Annotated in this window: 18 protein-coding genes and 1 tRNA gene; 9 read left to right on the forward strand and 10 right to left on the reverse strand. The window is 71.9% G+C overall.

The features are described from left to right. Window positions 1–469: 2'-5' RNA ligase family protein (locus CW362_RS29040; protein ID WP_162684258.1), on the forward strand; the 469-nt coding region annotated here is incomplete at its 5' end. 261 nt (window positions 470–730) lie between these two features. Continuing rightward, entirely contained in the window at window positions 731–1,957 is a 1,227-nt protein-coding gene (locus tag CW362_RS29045; RefSeq protein WP_103552576.1) for a L,D-transpeptidase, read from the forward strand. A gap of 240 nt (window positions 1,958–2,197) precedes the next feature. Here the strand turns inward: CW362_RS29045 and CW362_RS29050 are convergent. Continuing rightward, a tRNA-Leu gene (locus tag CW362_RS29050) sits at window positions 2,198–2,282 on the reverse strand. A gap of 142 nt (window positions 2,283–2,424) precedes the next feature. Between CW362_RS29050 and CW362_RS29055 the strand changes: the two genes are divergently transcribed. After that, window positions 2,425–3,756 carry a DUF2254 domain-containing protein gene (locus CW362_RS29055; RefSeq protein ID WP_103552577.1) on the forward strand — a complete coding sequence of 444 codons (1,332 nt, stop codon included), beginning with the start codon at window positions 2,425–2,427 and terminating at the stop codon, window positions 3,754–3,756. A 54-nt stretch (window positions 3,757–3,810) separates the two neighbouring features. On the opposite strand, the gene CW362_RS29060 is transcribed toward CW362_RS29055, so the two are convergent. The 3 genes from CW362_RS29060 to sucC all read right to left on the reverse strand — a co-directional run bounded on the left by CW362_RS29060 (window position 3,811) and on the right by sucC (window position 7,668). Further along, window positions 3,811–5,409 carry an aldehyde dehydrogenase family protein gene (locus CW362_RS29060; protein WP_103552578.1) on the reverse strand — a complete coding sequence of 533 codons (1,599 nt, stop codon included), beginning with the start codon at window positions 5,407–5,409 and terminating at the stop codon, window positions 3,811–3,813. 178 nt (window positions 5,410–5,587) lie between these two features. Beyond that, window positions 5,588–6,526 carry a succinate--CoA ligase subunit alpha gene (gene sucD, locus CW362_RS29065; protein ID WP_103552579.1) on the reverse strand — a complete coding sequence of 313 codons (939 nt, stop codon included), beginning with the start codon at window positions 6,524–6,526 and terminating at the stop codon, window positions 5,588–5,590. Window positions 6,527–6,537: 11 nt separating this feature from the next. Continuing rightward, the gene (gene sucC / locus CW362_RS29070; RefSeq protein ID WP_103552580.1) at window positions 6,538–7,668 is read right to left on the reverse strand and encodes an ADP-forming succinate--CoA ligase subunit beta; all 1,131 of its coding nucleotides are present in this window, start codon (window positions 7,666–7,668) and stop codon (window positions 6,538–6,540) included. Window positions 7,669–7,834: 166 nt separating this feature from the next. Between sucC and frc the strand changes: the two genes are divergently transcribed. The 3 genes from frc (at window position 7,835) to CW362_RS29085 (ending at window position 12,728) form a co-directional block, all read left to right on the forward strand. Continuing rightward, window positions 7,835–9,067, forward strand: a complete 1,233-nt coding sequence (gene frc, locus CW362_RS29075) for a formyl-CoA transferase (protein ID WP_103552581.1) — start codon at window positions 7,835–7,837, stop codon at window positions 9,065–9,067. 1 nt (window position 9,068) lies between these two features. Then, on the forward strand, window positions 9,069–11,216 hold the full coding sequence (locus tag CW362_RS29080) for an acetate--CoA ligase family protein (protein WP_103552582.1): 2,148 nt from the start codon (window positions 9,069–9,071) through the stop codon (window positions 11,214–11,216). Between the two features lie 123 nt (window positions 11,217–11,339). Then, window positions 11,340–12,728, forward strand: coding sequence for an OFA family MFS transporter (locus CW362_RS29085; RefSeq protein WP_103552583.1), 1,389 nt, complete (start codon window positions 11,340–11,342; stop codon window positions 12,726–12,728). On the opposite strand, the gene CW362_RS29090 is transcribed toward CW362_RS29085, so the two are convergent. Then, window positions 12,723–13,247, reverse strand: a complete 525-nt coding sequence (locus CW362_RS29090) for a hypothetical protein (protein ID WP_103552584.1) — start codon at window positions 13,245–13,247, stop codon at window positions 12,723–12,725. The two genes, CW362_RS29085 and CW362_RS29090, sit on opposite strands and share 6 nt — an antisense overlap. 35 nt (window positions 13,248–13,282) lie before the next feature. Here CW362_RS29090 and CW362_RS29095 point away from each other — a divergent pair, with 35 nt between their 5' ends. Then, on the forward strand, window positions 13,283–14,632 hold the full coding sequence (locus CW362_RS29095; protein WP_240658092.1) for a low temperature requirement protein A: 1,350 nt from the start codon (window positions 13,283–13,285) through the stop codon (window positions 14,630–14,632). Here CW362_RS29095 and CW362_RS29100 read toward each other — a convergent pair whose 3' ends face one another. The 4 genes from CW362_RS29100 to CW362_RS29110 all read right to left on the reverse strand — a co-directional run bounded on the left by CW362_RS29100 (window position 14,633) and on the right by CW362_RS29110 (window position 18,012). Further along, window positions 14,633–15,310, reverse strand: coding sequence for a GntR family transcriptional regulator (locus tag CW362_RS29100; protein ID WP_103552585.1), 678 nt, complete (start codon window positions 15,308–15,310; stop codon window positions 14,633–14,635). Window positions 15,311–15,493: 183 nt separating this feature from the next. Next, on the reverse strand, window positions 15,494–16,441 hold the full coding sequence (locus CW362_RS29105) for a beta-ketoacyl-ACP synthase III (RefSeq protein ID WP_103552586.1): 948 nt from the start codon (window positions 16,439–16,441) through the stop codon (window positions 15,494–15,496). Window positions 16,442–16,577: 136 nt separating this feature from the next. Further along, entirely contained in the window at window positions 16,578–16,712 is a 135-nt protein-coding gene (locus CW362_RS45360; RefSeq protein WP_276313705.1) for an MFS transporter small subunit, read from the reverse strand. Beyond that, window positions 16,681–18,012, reverse strand: coding sequence for an OFA family MFS transporter (locus CW362_RS29110; protein WP_103552587.1), 1,332 nt, complete (start codon window positions 18,010–18,012; stop codon window positions 16,681–16,683). Before CW362_RS29110 ends, CW362_RS45360 begins: the two co-directional genes overlap by 32 nt. Window positions 18,013–18,225: 213 nt before the next feature. On the opposite strand from CW362_RS29110, the gene CW362_RS29115 reads away from it, so the two are divergent. After that, entirely contained in the window at window positions 18,226–19,197 is a 972-nt protein-coding gene (locus CW362_RS29115; RefSeq protein WP_103552588.1) for a 2-dehydropantoate 2-reductase, read from the forward strand. Window positions 19,198–19,370: 173 nt separating this feature from the next. Continuing rightward, window positions 19,371–20,234, forward strand: coding sequence for a formate dehydrogenase accessory sulfurtransferase FdhD (gene fdhD, locus CW362_RS29120; protein ID WP_103552589.1), 864 nt, complete (start codon window positions 19,371–19,373; stop codon window positions 20,232–20,234). Window positions 20,235–20,360: 126 nt separating this feature from the next. On the opposite strand, the gene CW362_RS29125 is transcribed toward fdhD, so the two are convergent. Beyond that, a complete protein-coding gene (locus CW362_RS29125) occupies window positions 20,361–20,903 on the reverse strand; it encodes an isochorismatase family protein (protein WP_103552590.1) in 543 nt (180 codons plus the stop codon). Window positions 20,904–21,090: the final 187 nt, after the last annotated feature.

A 21,090-nucleotide genomic window follows, 5' to 3' on the forward strand; every position in this document is an offset into this window, starting at 1 on the left:
TCCCGAGTCCGACTTCGAGCGGGCCGTCCCCCTGCTCGCCGCGGCGGCGGCCGAGGCGCCGGTCTTCACCGCCCGACTGGAGGGGGTGCGGACCTTCCGGCACCGGGCGTACTCCACCGTGTGGCTCGATCCGGCGGCGGCCGGCGAGGAGCCGTGGAAGGACCTGCACCACGTGCTGCAACAGCGGTTCCCGCTCTGCCACGGGCCCGCCGCGGGCTTCACCCCGCACCTGTCCCTGGGCCGGACCGGGGATCCACGACGGGTCGGCGCCGACTGCGCCACCCGGCTCGACGCCACGACGGCGACGGTCCGGGAACTCGTCCTGCTCTCGCGCAGGGGTCACGAGCCGATGCGGCCACGGGCCACGATCGCCCTGCACACGGGCGAGGTCCGCGAGCTCCCCGCACCCGGCCCCGGAGCACCCGGCCCGGAGGACACGGCATGGCTCCCCGGGATCTCCGACAGGTGAGGCCGCGTCCGGCCGGAACCCCGCCGAGCGGGGCCACGGCCAAGCAGTCCGGAGCGCGGCCAGGGACGGGATCCCGGGCGAGGGAGCGGCCCGGACGGAAGGGATCACACCAGCCGGCCCGAAGCCCGCACCACGACGTGAAACCCGCCACAAACCCTCCCATTAAAGCGGACAAATAGATAAAAATGATCCTTTGGAGCCGACGGGCCTTCTCGGCGGCCGGCTCCAGGGATTCACCGACCAGCGGCATGGGAGAAGCGTTTGATCACGGCACGCAAGCGACGCACCGGACTGATGGCCACGGCCGGCGCACTCGCACTCACGGCGCTCGGCGGCACCAGCTACGCGGCGACCGACGACACCGCGACTCCCCCGGCAGCGCAGACACAGCAGACGAGTCAGGCCGACGATCAGGACGCTTCCGACGCCCGAATAAAGATCGCGCCCGGGGACGGGGTCCACGGCGTCGCGACCGACGGCTCCGTGAACGTGACCGTCGGCGACGGCAGGCTCACCAAGGTGACCATGACCGCCGTCGCGACCGGCACCGAGGTTCCGGGCACCCTGTCCGCGGACGGCACGTCCTGGAAGCCGAACGGCCCGCTGAAGCAGGCCACCCGGTACCAGATCGCCGCGGAGGCCCAGGACGCGAAGGGCCGCTCCGCGACCGAGAACGCCTCGATCTCCACGGTCTCCCCGGCCAACGACCTCCTCGGGCACCTCTCCCCCCAGAACGGCTCGACCGTCGGCGTGGGCATGCCGGTGAGCTTCACCTTCGACAAGGCGATCGCCGACAAGGCCGCGGTGGAGTCGAGGATCCAGGTCAGCTCCAGCAGCGGCCAGCAGGTCGTCGGCCACTGGCTCAACGGCAGCCGTCTGGACTTCCGCCCCGAGAACTACTGGAAGCCCGGCTCCACCGTCGCCGTCACCGTCAGCCTCGACGGCGTCCAGAAGACGGTCACGTTCAAGATCGGCCGGAGCCAGATCAGCACCGTCGACGCCAGGACGAAGCAGATGACCGTCGTACGGGACGGCAAGACGATCAAGACCATCCCGATCTCGTCCGGCAGCGCCGAGCACCCGACGTACAACGGCCGGATGGTCATCTCCGAGAAGTTCCGGCACGTCCACATGAACGGCGCGACCGTCGGCCTCACGGAGAAGGACGGCAAGCCCTCGTACGACATCGAGGCCGTACCGCACGCCATGCGCCTCACCGATTCGGGCACGTTCATCCACGGCAACTACTGGGGCGCCGACTCGGTCTTCGGCAAGGTCAACACCAGCCACGGCTGCGTCGGCCTGAAGGACGTCAGGAACGCCGGCGACGCCAAGCAGCCCGCCGCGTGGTTCTTCGACAACTCGATGATCGGCGACGTCGTGGTCGTCAAGAACTCCGCAGACAAGACCACGGTGGCCCCGGGCAACGGCTTCGGCGACTGGAACATGCCGTGGAGCGAGTGGGTCTCGGGCGGCACGTCCAACTGAGGCCGCGCGCCTCACGCGATCACTCGCGCGCGTGAACCCGCGTCCCTGACCCGCACCCCTTCCGCCGGGCGGCGGGCCGGGCCCCCCCCCCCCCCCCCCCCGCCCGCGGCACAGGGGAAGTCCGGACGGCCCGCGCCCCGAGGAATCCTTCGGCCACGAACAGCCGTGCACGGCCACGAAAACGCAATGAGGACCCCGACCTGACGGCCGTGGTCCTCATTCGTGTATCGCTACAACGAGTGTCCGAGGGGGGACTTGAACCCCCACGCCCGATAAAGGGCACTAGCACCTCAAGCTAGCGCGTCTGCCATTCCGCCACCCGGACAAGGTGTCTGTCGCCTGGCCGAGGGTGTTCCCCGCGGCGACATGGACAACAATACCAAGGTTTCGGAGTGCCTTTCACCTGCGTATCCGGGCCCTCGGAGCGGGTCCGCGGAGCGTGGTGGGGGTGCGCCTACAGTCTCACCATGGGTGACTGGATGACTACCGGCGGTCTGCGGGAAGGGCGGCGGCCGCGGGCGCTGTCGCCGTGGCGGGAGCACCTGCGGGACACGTTCTGGTTCGCGCCCACCGCGGCCATGGTGCTGGTGTTCGTGGTGTGGGCGGTGGCGACCGGGATCGACACCGCGATCGTCGACGCGCTGCGCGAGGAGCGCGACTACGACACCCTCGACGACATGCTGCGGCTGGCCGACGACGCGAAGGCCGTGGTGACCGTGGTCAGCTCGGCGATGATGACCTTCATCGGCGTGGTCTTCAGCATCTCGCTGGTCGCCGTGCAGATGGCGAGCGGGCAGTTCAGTCCGCGCGTGGTGCGGATCTTCGTACGGAGCCGGATCACCAAGGCCACCTTCGCCGTGTTCCTCTCCACTTTCCTGCTGTCGCTGCTGGTCCTGACCTCGTACGAGGGGCAGGCCGAGGCGCGGTACGTGACCTCGATCCCGCTGGTCCAGTCGGTCCTGACGCTCACGATGCTGGGGCTGAGCCTGCTGCTCTTCGTGCTGTACGTGAACCAGACACTGCGGCTCATGCGCATCAGCCATGTCATCGACCGCATCACCCGCGAGGCGTTCAAGGCCGTCGCGCGCATGCCCGTGGGCCGCACGACCGGCGAGGAGGAGGCGCTCGGGCCCGAGACCGCCCGGGTCGTCCACCACGGGCGGGCCGGGGTCCTGCGGGACGTCGACATCGCCCGGCTGGTGCGGGCGGCCCGGCAGGAAGGCGTGGTGCTGCGGCTGATCCCGAGGATCGGGGACTTCGTCGTGCCGGGCACGCCGCTGTTCGCCGTGCACGGAGGTCCCGCGCCGGCGGGGCGGTCGCTGAGCCGCACCGTGTCCGTCGGGGTGGAGCGCACCTTCCACCAGGACTTCGCGTTCGGGCTGCGCCAGCTGTCCGACATCGGGCTGCGGGCGCTGTCGGCCGCGATCAACGACCCGACCACGGCCGTGCAGGCGATCGACCGCATCGTGCAGTTCCTGGCCGCCGTCGCCGGCCGGCCGCTCGACACGGCGCTCCATCGCGACCGGCGCGGGAACGTGCGGCTGGTGCAGCCCGTACCGGGGTGGACGGAGCTGGTCGACCTCGGGTTCGCGGAGATCCGCGGCTGCGCGGTGGGCACCCCGCAGGTCACCCGGCGGCTCGTCGCGGGGCTCGACGACCTCGTCGTGATCGCTCCCGCCGACCGGCGCGAGCCGCTGCTCCGGCACCGGGCGCTCCTCGTCGAGGCCGTGGAGCGTTCGGTGTCCGAGGCCTCGGACCGCGCCTTCGCCCTGCGGCCGGACCGGCAGGGCATCGGCTGACCGGCCCGATCCGCCGGGGATCGCGTGGCCCGTCGGCCCGCGAACCCCACCGGCTCACGGCATCAGGTGGTACTCCGGGAAGTTCCCCGGCAGCCGCTCCCCCGCCGGGCCCTGGGTCACGGCTCGGACCAGGAGTTCGCCGCCCACGAACGCTCCGCGCCACGACGCCCCGAAGCCGCCGAACAGTTCGTCGCGGTCGCCCCGGGAGCGGGGCCTGCCGTGGCCGACCTTGAACGCGCGGATCTGGGGAGCCAGCCGGGTGTACGTCGCCTCGTCGTCCGTGGACAGCGTGGCGACCAGCGCGCCGTTCGACGCGTTCATCGCGGCGAGCAGTTCGGCCTCGGTGTCGACCAGGACGATGGTGTCGACCGGGCCGAAGGGTTCCGCGTGGTGCAGCGGTGAGGAGGGGGGCGGGCCCAGGAGCGTGACGGGCTGGACGTACGCTGTCGTGTCCTGGCCGGGCAGGAAGCGGGCGTCGGACGGCTTGCCCCGGTACAGCGGGACGGCGCCCCGGTCGATGGCCTCGGTGACCTGGTCCTCCAGTTCCTTGGCCTTGGCCGCGTTGATGACCGGGCCGAAGTCCAGCGAGGGGTGGGGGTCGTCGGGGTGCTCGACGGCGAGCGGGTGACCGGTGCGCAGGGTGCGGACGGCGGGCAGGTACGCGGCGAGGAAGTCGTCGAACAGCGCCCGCTGGACGACGAAGCGCGGGTAGGCGGTGCAGCGCTGCTTGCCGTAGTCGAAGAGCTTGGGGATCACCGCCGTCAGCGCGTCCCAGTCGGTGTGGTTCCAGACGCCCCAGGTGTTGAGCCCCTCCTGCTCGAGGACGTGGCGTTTGCCCAGGTCGGCGACGGCGGTGGCCACGGCGGCGCCGGTGTCCCGGCCGCCGACGAAGGAGACACAGCCGATCTCGGGCGCGCGCACGAGCGCCTCCGACAGCTCGCCCCCGCTGCCGCTGACCAGGGTGAGGGGAACGCCTTCGCGTACGGCGAGCGCGCAGGCCAGGGTGAGGCAGGCGACCCCGCCGTCGGTCGGGGTCTTGGCGACGACCGCGTTGCCCGCCAGTGCCTGCACGAGCATCGCGTGGACGAGGACGCTCATCGGGTAGTTCCAGCTGGCGATGTTGGAGACGGGCCCGTCGAGCGGGGTCCGGCCCTCCGTCATGGGCTCGATGCCGTCGACGTACCAGCGCACGCCGTCGATCGCGCGGTCCACGTCGGCCCGGGCCGACCTCCAGGGCTTGCCGATCTCCCAGACCAGCAGGAGGGCGAGCAGTTCACGGTGCTCGGCGAGGGCGTCGAGGGCCGCCGCCACGCGGGCCCGGCGTTCGGCGAGGGGCACGTGGCGCCAGGCGCGGTGCTGGTCGAGCGCGGCGCGGACGGCGCTCCTGGCGGTGGCGCCGTCGAGCCGTGGCGGTCCCGCGACGGGGCCGCCGTCGACGGGGCTGGTGGCGGGCAGCGCCCGGCCGTCCGGCCGCCAGCCGGAGTTCCAGAGGTTGAGCACCCGGTCGTCGCGGAACGCCTCGGGGGCGACGGCCAGGCAGCGCCGCCAGGCGTCGGCCCAGGACGTGCCGGACTTGAGGACGAGGGGGGCGGGAGCGCGGGGGCCGAGACGGGGTGGTGTGGGTTCGGGAGGGGTGGGGCCGGGGGTCGTCATGCGTGTCTCCGCTCTCGGTGCACGGTCGGGGGCGGGGAGCCCGGATCCTGCCGGACGGCAGGCCGCACGGGCCTGCGCGAACGGGTCGTCACGCGCGTGCCGCACGGGCCGGCGCGAACGGTCGTCACGCGCGTGAGGAACGCGGGGAGGTCCGGCGGCTTCCGGAAGTCACCTCGCATCAACCATGGGTGACATCACTCGGGACCGCCCGCTCCGCCAGCCGTGCCAGGACCAGCCGTGCCGTCTCGGTCGGGGTCTCGCCGACCCGCACCCCGGCCGCCTCCAGGGCCTCCTTCTTGGCCCGGGCGGTGCCCGAGGAGCCGGAGACGATGGCACCGGCGTGCCCCATGGTCCGGCCCTCGGGGGCGGTGAATCCGGCGATGTAGCCGACGACGGGCTTGGTGACGTGATCGCGTACGTACGCGGCGGCCCGCTCCTCGGCGTCGCCTCCGATCTCTCCGACGAGAACGATCAGCTCGGTGCCGGGGTCCTCCTCGAAGGCCGCCAGACAGTCGATGTGGGAGGTGCCGACGACGGGGTCCCCGCCGATGCCCACACAGGTCGAGAAGCCGACGTCCCTCAGCTCGTGCATGAGCTGGTAGGTGAGGGTGCCGGACTTGGAGACCAGGCCGATCGGTCCGGGGCCGGTGATGTCGGCGGGGACGATGCCCGCGTTCGACCGTCCGGGGGAGATGACGCCGGGGCAGTTGGGGCCGACGACGCGGGTGCCGCGGGCGGCGGCGTGCGCGCAGAAGGCGACGGAGTCGTGGACGGGGACGCCCTCGGTGATGACGACGGCGAGCGCGATCCCGGCGTCGGCGGCCTCCTGCACGGCCGCGCGGGTGAAGGCGGGCGGCACGAACACGACGCTCACGTCGGCTCCCGTCGCCTCGATCCCCTCGCGCACCGACCCGAAGACGGGGACGGTCCGCGGGGCGCTTCCCCGGCCCCCGGGGCCGGCGACGTCGAACTCCACGTCCAGGCCGGCCTTGCGCGGATTGACGCCGCCGACGACGCGGGTGCCGGCGGCGAGCATGCGCCGGGTGTGCCGCATGCCCTCGGCGCCGGTCATGCCCTGGACGAGGACCTTGGACTCCCCGGTGAGAAAGACGGCCATGTCCCGCTCCTTCAGCTGATGTGGGCCAGTCGGGCGGCGAGGCGGGCGGCGTCGTCCATGGTGGCGGCCTGGTGCACCAGGGGGTGCGCCCGCTCGCCGAGGACGGCGCGGCCCCGGGCCGCGTTGTTGCCGTCGAGGCGGACCACGATCGGCTTGGTCGGCCGTACGGCGTCCAGGGCCGCGACGATGCCGTCGGCGACCGCGTCGCAGGCGGTGATGCCGCCGAAGACGTTGACGAGGACGGACTTCACGCCGGGGTCGGACAGGACGACGGACAGTCCGTCGGACATGATCCGCGCGGAGGCTCCGCCGCCGATGTCGAGGAAGTTGGCGGGGCGGGCGCCGCTGCCGGCGACGACGTCGAGCGTCGACATCACGAGGCCCGCGCCGTTGCCGACGACCCCGACCTCGCCGTCCAGTTTCACGTAGTTGAGGCCCTTGGCGGCGGCGGCGGCCTCCAGCGGGTCGTCGTTCGAGGTCTCCTGTCCGGACCGACGCGCCTGGCGGAAGCGGGCGTTGTCGTCGAGGGTGACCTTGCCGTCCAGGGCCACGAGCTGCCCCTGGGCGGTGCGGACGAGGGGGTTCACCTCGACGAGGAGGGCGTCCTCGCGCGTGAGCACCTGCCAGAGCCGCACGAGGACGCCGGCGGTCCGCGGGGGCAGTCCGGCCGCCCGGACGATCTCGGCGGCCTTCTCCGGGGTGACGCCCTCCGCCGGGTCCACGGGGACGCGCGTCACCGCCTCCGGCCGGGACGCGGCCACCTCCTCGATCTCGGTGCCGCCCTCGGCCGAGGCGATCGCGAGGAAGCGTCCGGCGGCGCGGTCCAGGACGTACGAGACGTAGAACTCGCTCTCGATGTCGATGGGTTGGGCGAGCATGACGGTACGGACCGGGTGGCCCTTGATGTTCATGGCGAGGATCTCGCGTGCCGTGCGTTCGGCGGCGGCAGGGTCCTCGGCCAGCCGCACCCCGCCCGCCTTGCCCCGCCCGCCGGTCTTGACCTGGGCCTTGACGACGACCCGGCCGCCGAGCCCACGCGCGATGCCGGCCGCCCGGCCGGGCGAGTCGGTGACCTCGGCGCGCGGCACCGAAATGCCGTGTTCCTCGAAGAGTTGACGCGCCTGATGTTCGTACAGGTCCACGTTTCGGCTCCTGTCCTGAAAGTGGTGCACGACCCCTGGACAGCACCCATCGGATGCGGGATAACAAACTTCATACAGTATTCGTCGACTGTATGCAATGTGCCGAACCTGGCCCACCGCCGGCTCCACCGGGGCGGCTCAAGGCAACGGACAAGTGAGGTGACCTGTGACGACCAAGGCTCTCGAAGGCATCCGGGTCCTGGACATGACGCACGTTCAGTCCGGTCCCTCGGCGACCCAGTTGATGGCATGGCTCGGCGCCGACGTGGTCAAACTCGAGGCGCCGACCGGCGACATCACCCGCACCCAGCTGCGGGACATCCCGGACGCCGATTCCCTCTACTTCACCATGCTCAACAGCAACAAGCGCAGCATCACCCTCAACACCAAGACCGAGCGCGGCAAACAGCTCCTGACCGAGCTGATCCGCCGCTCCGACGTCATGGTGGAGAACTTCGGCCCCGGCGCGATCGACCGCATGGGCTTCACCTGGGACCGCATCCGCGAGATCAACCCGCGGATCGTCTACGCCTCCATCAAGGGCTTCGGGGACGGCCCTTACACCGGCTTCAAGGCGTACGAGGTGGTCGCGCAGGCCATGGGGGGCTCCATGGCCACCACCGGATTCGAGGACGGCCCGCCGCTGGCCACCGGCGCCCAGATCGGCGACTCCGGAACCGGCGTCCACGCCGTCGCCGCCGTCCTGGCCGCGCTGCTCCAGCGCACCCGCACCGGACGCGGCCAGCGCGTCAACGTGGCCATGCAGCACGCCGTCCTCAACCTGTGCCGGGTCAAGCTGCGCGACCAGCAGCGCCTGGCCCACGGGCCGCTCGCCGAGTACCCCAACGACGACTTCGGCGACGAGGTCCCGCGCTCGGGCAACGCCTCCGGCGGCGGTCAGCCCGGCTGGGCCGTCAAGTGCGCGCCCGGCGGCCCCAACGACTACGTCTACGTCATCGTCCAGCCCGCCGGCTGGAAGCCGATCACCCGGCTGATCGGCCGCCCCGAACTGGCCGACGACCCCGGCTGGTCCACGCCGGGGGCCCGGCTGCCGAGGCTCACCAAGATGTTCCAGCTCATCGAGGAGTGGACCAGCGGCCTGCCCAAGTGGCAGGTGCTGGAGCAGCTCAACGCGGAGAACATCCCCTGCGGACCGATCCTGTCGACCAAGGAGATCATCGAGGACGCCTCACTCGTGGCCAACGAGATGGTCGTCGAGGTCGCCCACCCCAAACGCGGCTCCTACGTCACCGTCGGCAGCCCGCTCAAACTCTCCGACTCCCCCGTCGACATCACCGCCTCCCCGCTGCTCGGCGAGCACAACGAGGAGATCTACATCGGCGAACTCGGCCTCGGCGACGAGGAACTGCGGCTTCTCAAGCAGGGCGGGGTGATCTGAGGTGGCGGCACGGGACCGGGTGGCGCGGGTACGGGCGCTCCTCGACGGCGTCCGGCGCCAGGGGCGCGCCGCGCTGACGGCGCCGGAGGGCAGGCTGATCGCCGACGCCTACGGGATCGCCGTGCCCGGCGAGGAGCTGGCCCGTGACGAGGACGAGGCGGTGGCCCACGCGGAACGCTTCGGCGGCCCCGTGGTGATGAAGATCGTCTCCCCCGACATCCTGCACAAGACCGACGCGGGCGGGGTGCTGGTCGGCGTCGAGGGCGAGGCGGACGTGCGGGCGGCCTTCCGGACGATCACCGGGAACGCCCGCGCGTACGACGAGCGCGCCCGGATCCACGGCGTCCAGGTGCAGGAGCTGGTCCCGCCGGGGCAGGAGGTCATCGTCGGCGCGGTGACCGACCCGACCTTCGGGAAGGTCGTCGCCTTCGGGCTCGGCGGTGTGCTCGTCGAAGTGCTGAAGGACGTCACCTTCCGGCTCGCGCCCGTCGACACGGACGAGGCGCTGTCCATGCTCGACTCGATCCGCTCGGCCCAGGTCCTGCGCGGGGTGCGCGGCGGGCCCGCGGTGGACCGGACCGCCGTGGCCGAGCAGATCCGCCGGGTCTCCGAACTCGTCACGGACTTCCCCGAGATCGCGGAGGTGGACCTCAACCCGGTGATCGCGGGCCCGGACGGCGCCGTCGCGGCGGACATCCGCGTGATCCTCGGCGCGAACGCCCCGGCCGGGCGGCGCCGTTACACCCGGGACGAGATCCTCGCCTCCATGGACCGGCTGATGCGGCCGCGGTCGATCGCCGTGATCGGCGCCTCGGACGTGCCGGGCAAGATCGGTCACGCGGTGCTGCGCAACCTCGTCGACGGGGGCTTCGCGGGCGAGATCCACCCGGTGAACCCCAAGGCCGACGACATCCAGGGGCGCAAGGCCTACGCGAGCGTCATGGACATCCCGGGCGAGGTGGACGTCGCGGTGTTCGCCGTCCCCGCCCGGGCGGTGGCACGGGTCCTGGAGGAGGTGGGACGCAAGAACATCCCCAACGCCGTCCTGATCCCCTCCGGGTTCGCGGAGACCGGCGAACAGGGGCTCCAGGACGAGATCACGGCCATCGGCGAGCGGTACGGCGTCCGGCTGCTCGGCCCGAACATCTACGGCTACTACTCGACCTGGCAGGACGTGTGCGCCACGTTCTGCACCCCCTACGACGTGAAGGGCGGTGTCGCGCTCTCCTCGCAGTCCGGCGGGATCGGCATGGCCGTCCTGGGATTCGCGCGGACCACGAACACGGGCGTGTCGGCGATCGTCGGACTCGGCAACAAGGCCGACCTGGACGAGGACGACCTGCTCACCTGGTTCGGCGAGGACCCGCGCACCCGGTGCGTGGCGATGCACCTGGAGGACCTCAAGGACGGCCGCGCCTTCGTGGAGGCGGCCCGCGCCACCGTCCCGAAGAAGCCCGTCGTGGTCCTGAAGGCCGGGCGGACCGCCGCCGGCGCGCGGGCCGCGGGCTCGCACACCGGAGCCCTCGCGGGCGACGACGCCGTGTACGACGACGTCCTCCGGCAGGCCGGGGTCATCAGGGCCCCCGGGCTGAACGACATGCTGGAGTACGCGCGCGCCCTGCCGGTGCTGCCCGCTCCCCGGGGCGACAACGTCGTGATCATCACCGGCGCGGGCGGCAGCGGTGTCCTGCTGTCCGACGCGGTGACCGACAACGGGCTGTCCCTGATGGAGATCCCGCCGGATCTCGACGCCGCCTTCCGGGAGTTCATCCCGCCCTTCGGGGCCGCGGGCAACCCGGTGGACATCACGGGCGGGGAGCCGCCGTCGACGTACGAGGCGACGATCCGGCTCGGCCTCGAGGATCCGCGCGTCCACGCGCTCGTCCTCGGTTACTGGCACACGATCGTGACCCCTCCCATGGTCTTCGCCGAGCTCACCGCGCGCGTGGTGGCCGAGTTCCGCGAACGCGGCGTCGAGAAGCCCGTGGTGGCGTCGCTCGCGGGCGACGTCGAGGTCGAGGAGGCGTGCCGGTACCTGTACGAGCGGGGGGTCGTGGCCTACCCGTACACGACCGAGATGCCGGTGGCCGTCCTCGGTGCGAAGTACCGCTGGGCACGTGCGGCCGGCTTGTTGGGGGGTCGTTCATGACATGAGGACGCGCGGGGGCGGCCGACGGTGCGCGTCGGCCGCCCCCGGGACCCGCGGGCGCACGAAAGGCATGTGGCAGGGGGCGCTGACCCGTTCTTTCGACGCAAGGGGATCTCGATCGACATGACAACCACCGGCTACTCGACTCCGGTGCCTCATCGAGAGGTGAAGGACCGGCACGGACGCGTGTACCGCGTCGGCGAGACCGACATCGACATCATGGGCCGGAAACGTGCCTGGATGGTCTTCCTGCCCTGGGCGGGCATGCTGGGCATCAGCTCCGCCGAGTACGCCTTCACGTCGGCGGAGGACACGCTCCACGAGGCCCACCTGTGGAGCAGCGGACACATCTTCTGGCTGATGGGCGTCTGGGTGTTCTTCCAGGCGGCCGTGGCCTTCCCGGCCGGGCAACTGCGCGAGAGCGGCAGGCTCCCCGCCCGTACGGCGATGCTGCTGGGCGCGCTCGGCACCCTGCTCGGCTATGTGTCCCTGGCGTTCGCGCCGCACGTCGTGGTCGCCTATCTCGGCTTCGGCATGTGCAGCGGCATCGGAGCGGGTCTCGTCTACGCGACCTGCGTGAACATGGTCGGCAAGTGGTACCCGGAGCGCAAGGGCGGCAAGACGGGCTTCGTCAACGGCGGTTTCGCCTACGGGTCCGTGCCCTTCGTCTTCCTGTTCACCTCGTACATGGACCTGGGCAACTACCGGGGCGTCCTGGTGGGAGTCGGTCTGCTCTGCTGCACCGTGGTCGCGGCGGCCGGCTGGTTCTTCAAGGACCCGCCGAAGGGCTGGTGGCCGCCGGACGTGGACCCGCTGAAGGTGCCGGACGACCCCAAGGTCCGGCGGGCGCTGGAGAAGAACCCGCCGGCGCCGAAGCAGTACACCCCGAAGGAGGCCGCGCGTACACCCGTTCTGTGGATGATGTGGTTCTGTCTGCTGTGCACGGCCGGCATCAACATCTTCGGCATCGCCTTCCAGGTGCCCTTCGGCAAGGACATGGGCTTCGCGGGCGGGATCGTGGCCACGGCGATGTCGCTGAAGGCCGTCGTCAACGGCACCGGGCGCGGGGTCATCGGCTGGATCTCCGACCGCGTCGGGCGGCGCCACACGCTGATCATCGTGTGTCTGGTGCTCGGTTCCGCCCAGTTCGGCGTGCTGGTCTCGGGTCAGATGGGCAGCATGCCGTTCTTCCTGTTCTGCTCCATGGTCTCCGGTTTCGGCGGCGGCGCGATCTTCCCGCTGTTCGCGGCCATGACCGCGGACTACTTCGGTGAGAACAACAACGCCTCCAACTACGGGATGGTCTACAGCTCGAAGCTGATCTCGGGCCTCGTGGGCTCCGGCCTGGGCGCGGTCGTCGTCGGCGCGTGGGACTACCACGGCGCCTTCGTGCTCGCCGGGTCCATCGGTCTGGCCTCCGCCGTACTGGCCCTGTTCCTCAAGGCCCCGGACCGGCCCGGGGCCCGCGTCGTCGCCAATCCGCACCCGCTCGGAGAGGAGGCCGCGTCATGACGGAGCCATCGCCACGGCCGCTCGGCTGAGCGGCCACGGGCCACGGGCCGCCCTGACGAGGGCGGCCCGTGGCCCGTGCTCGGGTGACGGCTGCTTCACGACGACGTAGTCGGCGGTCGAGGTGGCGGCGCCGGTGGTGCCGGTACCGGCGAACACCCAGCGCCACGAACCCTCGGCGAGGGCGGGGACGGTGGCCCTCAGCGCGCCGTCCGTGCCGGAGGTGACCGTCCTGACGGTCGTGTAGGCACCGGCGTTCTTGTCGCGGAACTGGAGCTGCGCCTGCTGGTTGATGCTGCCGGCGTACCGGCCGGTCTCCCGGTTGGCGCGGGTCAGCCGGCCGGTGATGGTGATGGTGCCGCCGTACTTCGCCGGCTCCGGTCGGGATCCTCGCTCCTTCCGGCTCCCCTCCCCGGGTGGTGAGGCCGCGTCAGGTGCGGTGGTCCCGGCGGGCTTCGTCCGCTCCGGGGCGACGGAGGAATGGTGGGTGAAGTGCCGGGACTTCCGGCGGTGCGGCCGCATACGATCTCCACAGACCATCTGTCACGGGGGGACGTATGAGCGGGGCCGGGGACGAGGCGGGGTACACGTCGGTGGACGTGCCGGTGCTGCCGTCGGCGCGCGGGGGGCCGGATCCGGCGCCGGACGGAGGCGTGGACCGGGCGGCACCGGGCGGGATGGCACACCCGCCGGGCGACGGATCCGTGACCCCGCGTGCGGACGGGGCGGGGCTCCCGGCGGAGGACGGGGCCGGGCGGCGGGTCAGTACCCTGGAGCTCTTCTTCGACCTCGTCTTCGTGTTCACCCTCACGCAGCTCACCGTGCTGCTCACCTCCGACCTGTCGTTCGCGACGGCGGCCCGCGTAGCGCTGATCTTCGTGGTGCTGTTCTGGATGTACGGCGCGTACGCGTACCTCACCAACCAGGTTCCGCCCGACCGGCCTTCACGGCGGATCCTGTTGCTGCTGGGCATGGGCGCGTTCCTGGTGTGCGCCCTGGCCATCCCGCGCGCCTTCGACGACGGAGGCGTGGTCTTCGGTCTGGGCTTCCTCGCCGTCGTCCTCGTGCACAGCGCGCTCTACACCCGCGGCCACGGCCGTGACGTCATCTGGTACGCGGTGCCGAACTCGCTGGCCGCGCTGGCCGTCACGGCGGCGGGGCTGTTCGACGGCCTCCGTGCCGACGGGCTGTGGCTGCTGGCGCTGGTCCTGCAGTTCGTGACGCCGTTCTTCGCCGAGCACGGGGCCAGGCGGCGGGGCGGGCGTGACGCCGCGGCGCTGCGCACGCAGTTGGGCGCGCTCGACCCGGCCCACTTCGTCGAGCGGCACGGGCTGCTGCTCATCGTCGCGTTCGGCGAGTCCGTCATCGCGATCGGCATCGGGATCGGGGACCGGCCGCTCACCGCGGATCTGTTCGCCGGCGCCTTCCTCGCGCTCGCGCTGGCCGGGGCCCTGTGGTGGACGTACTTCGTACGCGACGAGCACGCCGCGGAGGCCGCGTTCACGGCGACGCCGCCGGACCGTCGCTGGCGCCTGGCCATGAACGCGTACTACTACGCCTTCCTGCCCATGCTCCTCGGCATCGCCTACTGCGCGGCCGGGGTGAAGAAGACGCTCGGCCACCTCACCGAGCAGTCGGGGACCGGTCCGGCGCTGGCGCTCGCGGGCGGGGTCGCGCTGTTCCTCGCCGGGGACGTGGCGTTCCGCTCGGTGCTGCGGCTGGGGCCGGTGACGTTCCGCGCGGTCGCCGTGCCCGTCGCGGCGGCCACCGCGCTGCTCGGCGTCCGGCTCTCGGCGGTCGCCGAACTGCTCGCGCTGGTCGCGGTGTTGGTGGTGATGCTCGGCGTGGAGGCCCGCTGGTCACCCGCCCACCCCGTCCCCCGGACCGAGGCGGCGTCCACCGGGTGACTACTTCTCGCGGTCGTGGTACATCTGCCGCGTGTGTTCGGTGTGGGCCCGCATGACGTCGGTGGCCCGCTGTTCGTCGCGCTCCGCTATCGCGGCGATCAGCTCGCGGTGTTCTGTCCAGGACTGGCGGCCGCGTTGCCGGGCCACCGGCGTGTAGTACCAGCGGACCCGGCGGTCGACCTGTGCGGCGAGCTCGGCGAGGACCGTGTTCCCGGCGAGTTCCATGACCTTGGCGTGCAGCCGCGCGTTCGTCGCGACCGCGGCGTCGACGTCGTCGGCGGCGACCGCCCGCTCGCCCTCGGCGCACAGGTCCTCGAGCGCGCCGATGGCGGCTGCGCCCGCGTTGGCGGCGGCGAGCCGGGCCGCTTCGGCCTCCAGGAGCGTACGGACCGTGAGGAGCTGGTCGGCCTCCTCCTCGGTCGGCTCGTGCACGAACGCGCCCTGGGCGGGCCGCAGATCGACCCAGCCCTCGGTGCTCAGCCGCTGGAGGGCCTCCCGCACGGGCTGCCGTGACACTCCGAGATGACCGGCGAGTTCGCTCTCCACGAGGTGCTGGCCCGGCTTCAGTGCGCGGGTGGTGATGAGTTCGAGCAGTGCCTCGTAGACGCGGTCACGGAGCGGGCCGGGCCGCTCGAGCCTCGGTACCGCTCCCTGAGGCAGTCCTGTCGACAACGTCACGGTCCCTCCTGGGCGGCGTCGTCGCCGCGATAGGAAAGTCGGTCATCAATTGTCTTTCGCCTACAGTCTACGGCGCACGAACGCCGGGCAGACACGGGAGTCGGCCTTGTCACACCCGGGGAGGCGGAGGCCGACGGGCGGCTCGGCCGCTCCACGGACGGCGGGCGGGCGGCCCGGGGCGCCTCACGGGCAGCGGACGACCTGTCCGGCGTAGGAGAGGTTGCCGCCGAAGCCGAACAGCAGGACGGGATCGCCGGCGGAGACCTCCCCGCGCTCGACGAGCTTGGAGAAGGCGAGCGGGATGCTGGCGGCGGAGGTGTTGCCGGAGTCGACGACATCGCGCGCGACGACGGCGTTCACCGCGCCGATCTTCAGGGCGAGCGGCTCGATGATGCGCAGGTTGGCCTGGTGCAGGACGACTCCGGCGAGGTCCTCGGGCGCGAGGCCGGCACGCTCGCAGGCCTTCCGGGCGATCGGCGGGAGCTGTGTGGTGGCCCAGCGATAGACGCTCTGGCCCTCCTGCGCGAACCGCGAGGGGGTGCCCTCGATGCGCACCGCGTGCCCCATCTCCGGTACCGAGCCCCACAGCACGGGCCCGATGCCCGGCTCCTCGTCCGCGGGGCAGGCCTCGACCACGGCGGCCCCCGCGCCGTCCCCGACGAGGACGCACGTGGTGCGGTCGGTCCAGTCCGTCACCTCGGTCATCTTGTCGGCGCCGATGACGAGCGCCCGGGTCGCCGCGCCGGCGCGCACGGCGTGGTCGGCGGTGGCGAGGGCGTGGGTGAACCCGGCGCAGACGACGTTGACGTCCATCGCGGCCGGCGAGGGGATGCCGAGGCGGGCGGCGACGCGGGCGGCCATGTTCGGGGAGCGGTCGACGGCCGTGGAGGTGGCGACGAGGACGAGGTCGATGTCGCCGGGTGTCAGACCGGCCGAGGCGAGCGCCTTGGCGGCGGCGTGCGCGGCCAGCTCGTCGACCGGTTCGTCGGGCCCGGCGACATGGCGGGTCCGGATGCCCACGCGGCTCCGGATCCATTCGTCACTGGTGTCGACCATGCCCGCCAGGTCCTCGTTGGTGAGTACCTTGGCGGGCTGGTAATGGCCGACGGCGGCGATCCGTGAGCCGTTCATGGGTGGTCCCCCTCGTGCCTCGGGTAGCGGGATCCACCAGTCTGATCAGTGACTCACCAGTACGACGGCAGGTGATGCCACAGGATTGCGGCGCCAGGCTTGTCGGCTTCTGTCAGACCTTGGGACGTCCGAACACCTAGCCCGAAAACAGCTGAGCGGCCTTCTGCACGAGCTCGTAGAGGCCGTAGCACAGGGGCGCGCCCACCCACAGCCAGGCGAGGACGATCAGGACCCGCCGGTCAGGCGGACTCGGGCTGCTGTCGTGCGACATCGGCGGCCTCCCTCGGCGCGGGGACGTGGTGGCGGGCGTGCACGGGGCGTACGAACTCGTTGGCGACGAAGCCGACGGCGAGCAGCCCGATCATGATCAGGAACGACAGTCCGTACAGGGACGAGCCGTGTCTGCCCGCTGCCTCCTGGTGGTCGGCGATCCGGTTCACGATCAGCGGTCCGAGGACGCCGGCGGTGGACCAGGCGGTGAGCAGCCGGCCGTGGATGGCACCGACCTGGTAGGTGCCGAACAGGTCCTTCAGGTAGGCCGGGACCGTGGCGAAGCCTCCGCCGTAGAAGGAGAGGATCACCAGCGCGCTCAGGACGAACAGCGGTTTCGAGGAGTCCCCGAGCCAGGCGATGAGCGCGTACATCAGGGCGCCGACCCCGAGGTAGACCCGGTAGATGTTCTTGCGCCCGATCAGGTCGGAGGTCGAGGACCAGCCGATGCGGCCCGCCATGTTGGCGGCGGAGAGCAGGGCGACGAATCCGGCGGCCGCGGAGGCGGTGACCGGGGTGGAGCCGTCCGCGAAGAAGTCCGTGATCATCGGCGCGGCCTTCTCCAGGATGCCGATGCCCGCGGTGACGTTCATGCACAGGACGATCCAGAGGCACCAGAACTGCGGGGTGCGGACGGCGCTGCGGGCGGAGACCTGGACGCCGTCGAGCGCGCTCGGGCCGGACGCGGCCGGCCTCTCGCCGCGCGGCACGCGCACCAGCAGCACGCCGAGCGTCATGAACACGGCGTACGACAGCCCGTGCACGAGGAAGGCGAGCGCGATGCCGGAGGAGTCGGAGCCGAACGACTTCAGCATCTGGGCGGACCAGGGCGAGGCGATCAGGGCGCCGCCGCCGAAGCCCATGATCGCGATGCCGGTGGCCATTCCGGGCCGGTCCGGGAACCACTTGATCAGCGTGGAGACGGGTGAGATGTAGCCGATGCCGAGGCCCGTGCCGCCGACGAAGCCGTAGCCGAGGACGATCAGCCAGTACTGCTCGGTGGCCGCGCCGAGCGCGGAGACGAGGAAGCCGGAGGAGAAGCAGACGAGGGCGACGGTCATGGCCCAGCGCGGACCGTTGCGCTCGACGAGGGTGCCGCCGAACGCGGCCGACAGGCCGAGCATCACGATGGCGAGCTGGAAGGGCAGCGCGCTCTGGGTTCCGCTGAGGCCGAGCGCGGATTCGAGCGGAGGCTTGAAGACGCTCCAGGCGTAGGCCTGGCCGATGGAGAGGTGGACCGACAGGGCGGCGGGCGGGACGAGCCAGCGGCTCCAACCGGGCGGTGCGACGGGAGGGCTCATGATCCGGGACGATAGGAAGCGGCCGTCCGGCTGTGAAGCGCCGTGACACGACTTGTCGACCGTATGCGGTGAACGGTGTCCCTGGCGCGACGAACGGTCGCCCGACCGGTCCCGCCCACCCCCTTGTCGACCCCTATTCCATCCTGTAGACAATATTTCGTCGACAGAGTTCGGCAGTTCCTCGGTACCCTCGACCGAACGGAGCGCCACACAGTGAGAGTCGCAGTTCTCGGCGCCGGTGCGATCGGCGCCTACGTCGGCGCCGCCCTGCACCGCGCGGGCGCCGACGTGCACCTCGTCGCCCGTGGACCGCACCTGGCGGCCATGAGGCGGCACGGCGTCCGCGTCATCAGCCCGCGCGGGGACTTCACCGCGCGGGCCCACGCCACCGACGACCCGGCCGACATCGGTCCGGTCGACTACGTCTTCCTCGGCCTGAAGGCCAACTCGTACGCGGCGTGCGGGCCGCTGATCGAGCCCCTGCTGGGCGCCACCACGGCGGTGGTCGCCGCCCAGAACGGCATCCCCTGGTGGTACTTCCACCGGCACGGCGGACCCTACGACGGCCACCGGGTGGAGAGCGTGGACCCGGGCGGCGCGGTCAGCGCGGTGCTGGCGCCGGAGCGGGCGATCGGCTGCGTCGTGTACGCCGCGACCGAACTGGAGGGACCGGGCGTCGTCCGTCACCTCGAGGGCACCCGGTTCTCCGTCGGGGAGCCGGACCGGTCCGTCTCGGCGCGCTGCCGGGTGTTCAGCGACGCCGTGCGGGAAGGCGGGCTGAAATGCCCCGTCGAACCGGAGCTGCGCAATGACATCTGGCTCAAGCTGCTCGGCAACATCTCCTTCAACCCGATCAGCGCGCTGGCCCGCGCCACGATGCGGCAGATGTGCCTGCACGGCGGAACGCGCGAGGTCATCGAGATCATGATGACCGAGACGCTGGCCGTCGCCCGGGCCCTCGGCTGCGAGGTGGGGGTGTCCATCGAACGGCGCCTCGCGGGTGCCGAGCGGGTCGGCGACCACCGCACCTCCACGCTCCAGGACCTGGAGCGCGGCAAACCGCTGGAGCTCGACGTGCTGCTCGCGGCCGTCGTGGAACTGGCGGAGATCACCGGAGTTCCGGTGCCGACGCTGCGCACCGTGTACGCCATCTCGGACCTGCTCGCGCTGCGGACGGCGGCATGACCGCGGGGCGGGCCCGCCGTCCGCCGGGGCGTCACGCGGCCCGCTCCGCGGGTGCAGGACAATGAGGACGTGAAGGTCATCCCCGCGCCACACTCCGGGTGACCCGAACGGCAACCGCCGGTTGAAGGGCCGATCCGGCCGGCCGCACGTACGGAAGCGGGACTGATCAGGACATGGGACGAGTCACGGAACGACGCAAGGTGATCCGCATCCGGGACGGGGCCGTGAGCACCCGCCCGGACACGCTCGTCGCCGAGGAGCCGCTGGAGATCCGGCTCGACGGCAAGCCGCTGGCGATCACCATGCGCACCCCGGGGGACGACTTCGCGCTGGCCGCGGGCTTCCTGGTGAGCGAAGGGGTGCTGGGCCGGGCCGACGAGCTGCAGAACATCGTGTACTGCGCGGGCGCCACGGTGGACGGCTCCAACTCGTACAACGTCGTCGATGTGCGGACGGCGCCCGGGGTCGTCGTCCCCGACATCACGCTCGAACGCAACGTGTACACGACGTCGTCGTGCGGCCTGTGCGGCAAGGCCAGTCTGGACGCGGTCCGCACGACGGCCCGCTGGAGCATCGACGACACGCAGGGCGGCACCGCTCCCCCGGTGCGGCTGGAACCCGGTCTGCTCGCGAGCCTCCCCGACCGGCTGCGCGCGGCCCAGCGGGTCTTCGACCGGACCGGGGGCCTGCACGCGGCGGCGCTGTTCACCGAGGAGGGTGAACTGCTCGACATACGCGAGGACGTGGGCCGGCACAACGCGGTCGACAAGCTGGTCGGCCGGGCCCTGCAGGAGGGGACGCTCCCGCTCTCCCGGACGGTTCTGCTGGTCTCCGGCCGGGCGTCCTTCGAGCTGGCCCAGAAGGCGGTGATGGCGGGCATCCCGGTGCTGGCGGCGGTCTCCGCCCCGTCGTCCCTGGCCGTCGATCTGGCGGCGGAGACCGGCCTGACCCTGGTCGGCTTCCTGCGCGGCTCCAACATGAACGTGTACGCGGGCGAGCACCGCGTCACCCTGCGGGCCACGGCCGCCCAGGGCTGACACCGGCTCCCCGCGGCACGGCGGCGGGGGCCCCGGACGGCGGGGAGCGCCCCCTGCGCCGGAGGGGCCCCGCCTCGGCCCCGGGCCGCCGCTCCGTGCGCGACGGACTCCGCCCGCGCCGGGGGTTCACCGCTCCGGGAAGCGCACCTCGCCGGCGGTCACGACCGTGCCGAGGCGCGGGAAGTCCAGGCGGACCGAGGCGTCGTGCTCGGCGGAGGTGAACGCGGCCATCGCGTCCTCCACGAAGACGAGTCGGTAGCCGAGGTCGTCGGCGGCGCGCGCGGTCGACTCGACCCCGAGGTTGGTGGCGATCCCCCCGAACACCAGGGTGGAGACCCCGTGTTCGCGCAGCCGCTCGTCGAGGCCGGTGCCCTGGAAGCCTCCGGTCGTCCGCTTCACGACCTCCAGGTCCCCCTCCGCGAGGAGTCCGGCCGCCAGTCCGCTGCCGGGCGGCTGCTCCGCGACTCCCGGCCGCTCGACCCGGACGAGCACGACGAGCGCGCCCGCCTTCCGGAAGGACGCCGCCAACTCCTCCGCCACGGCGAGGACTTCGGTCCCCTTGTACGGCTCCAGCGGCAACGCCACGATGCGCTCCATCAGGTCGACGAGCACGAGGGCGGTGCGCGCCGGGTCGAGGACGGGACGGGGTTCGGCTTCGGGTGCGGTCATGACGGAACGTTATCCCGCGTCAACCGTCCGTACCGGAGATCCGGACCGGCGAGCCCCGGGACACTCTTCGCCGAGCGGGCGCACTGACGTGCAAATTCTGGCGTGAACACGACCACCGCATGCTCCTTGTGGGGTGCGCGAAGGCCCAAGTAACCTCTGCGGCGCGAACGTTGGACGTGGGATGTCC

Source organism: Streptomyces populi, from assembly GCF_002911015.1.
GTDB classification, from domain to species: domain Bacteria; phylum Actinomycetota; class Actinomycetes; order Streptomycetales; family Streptomycetaceae; genus Streptomyces; species Streptomyces populi.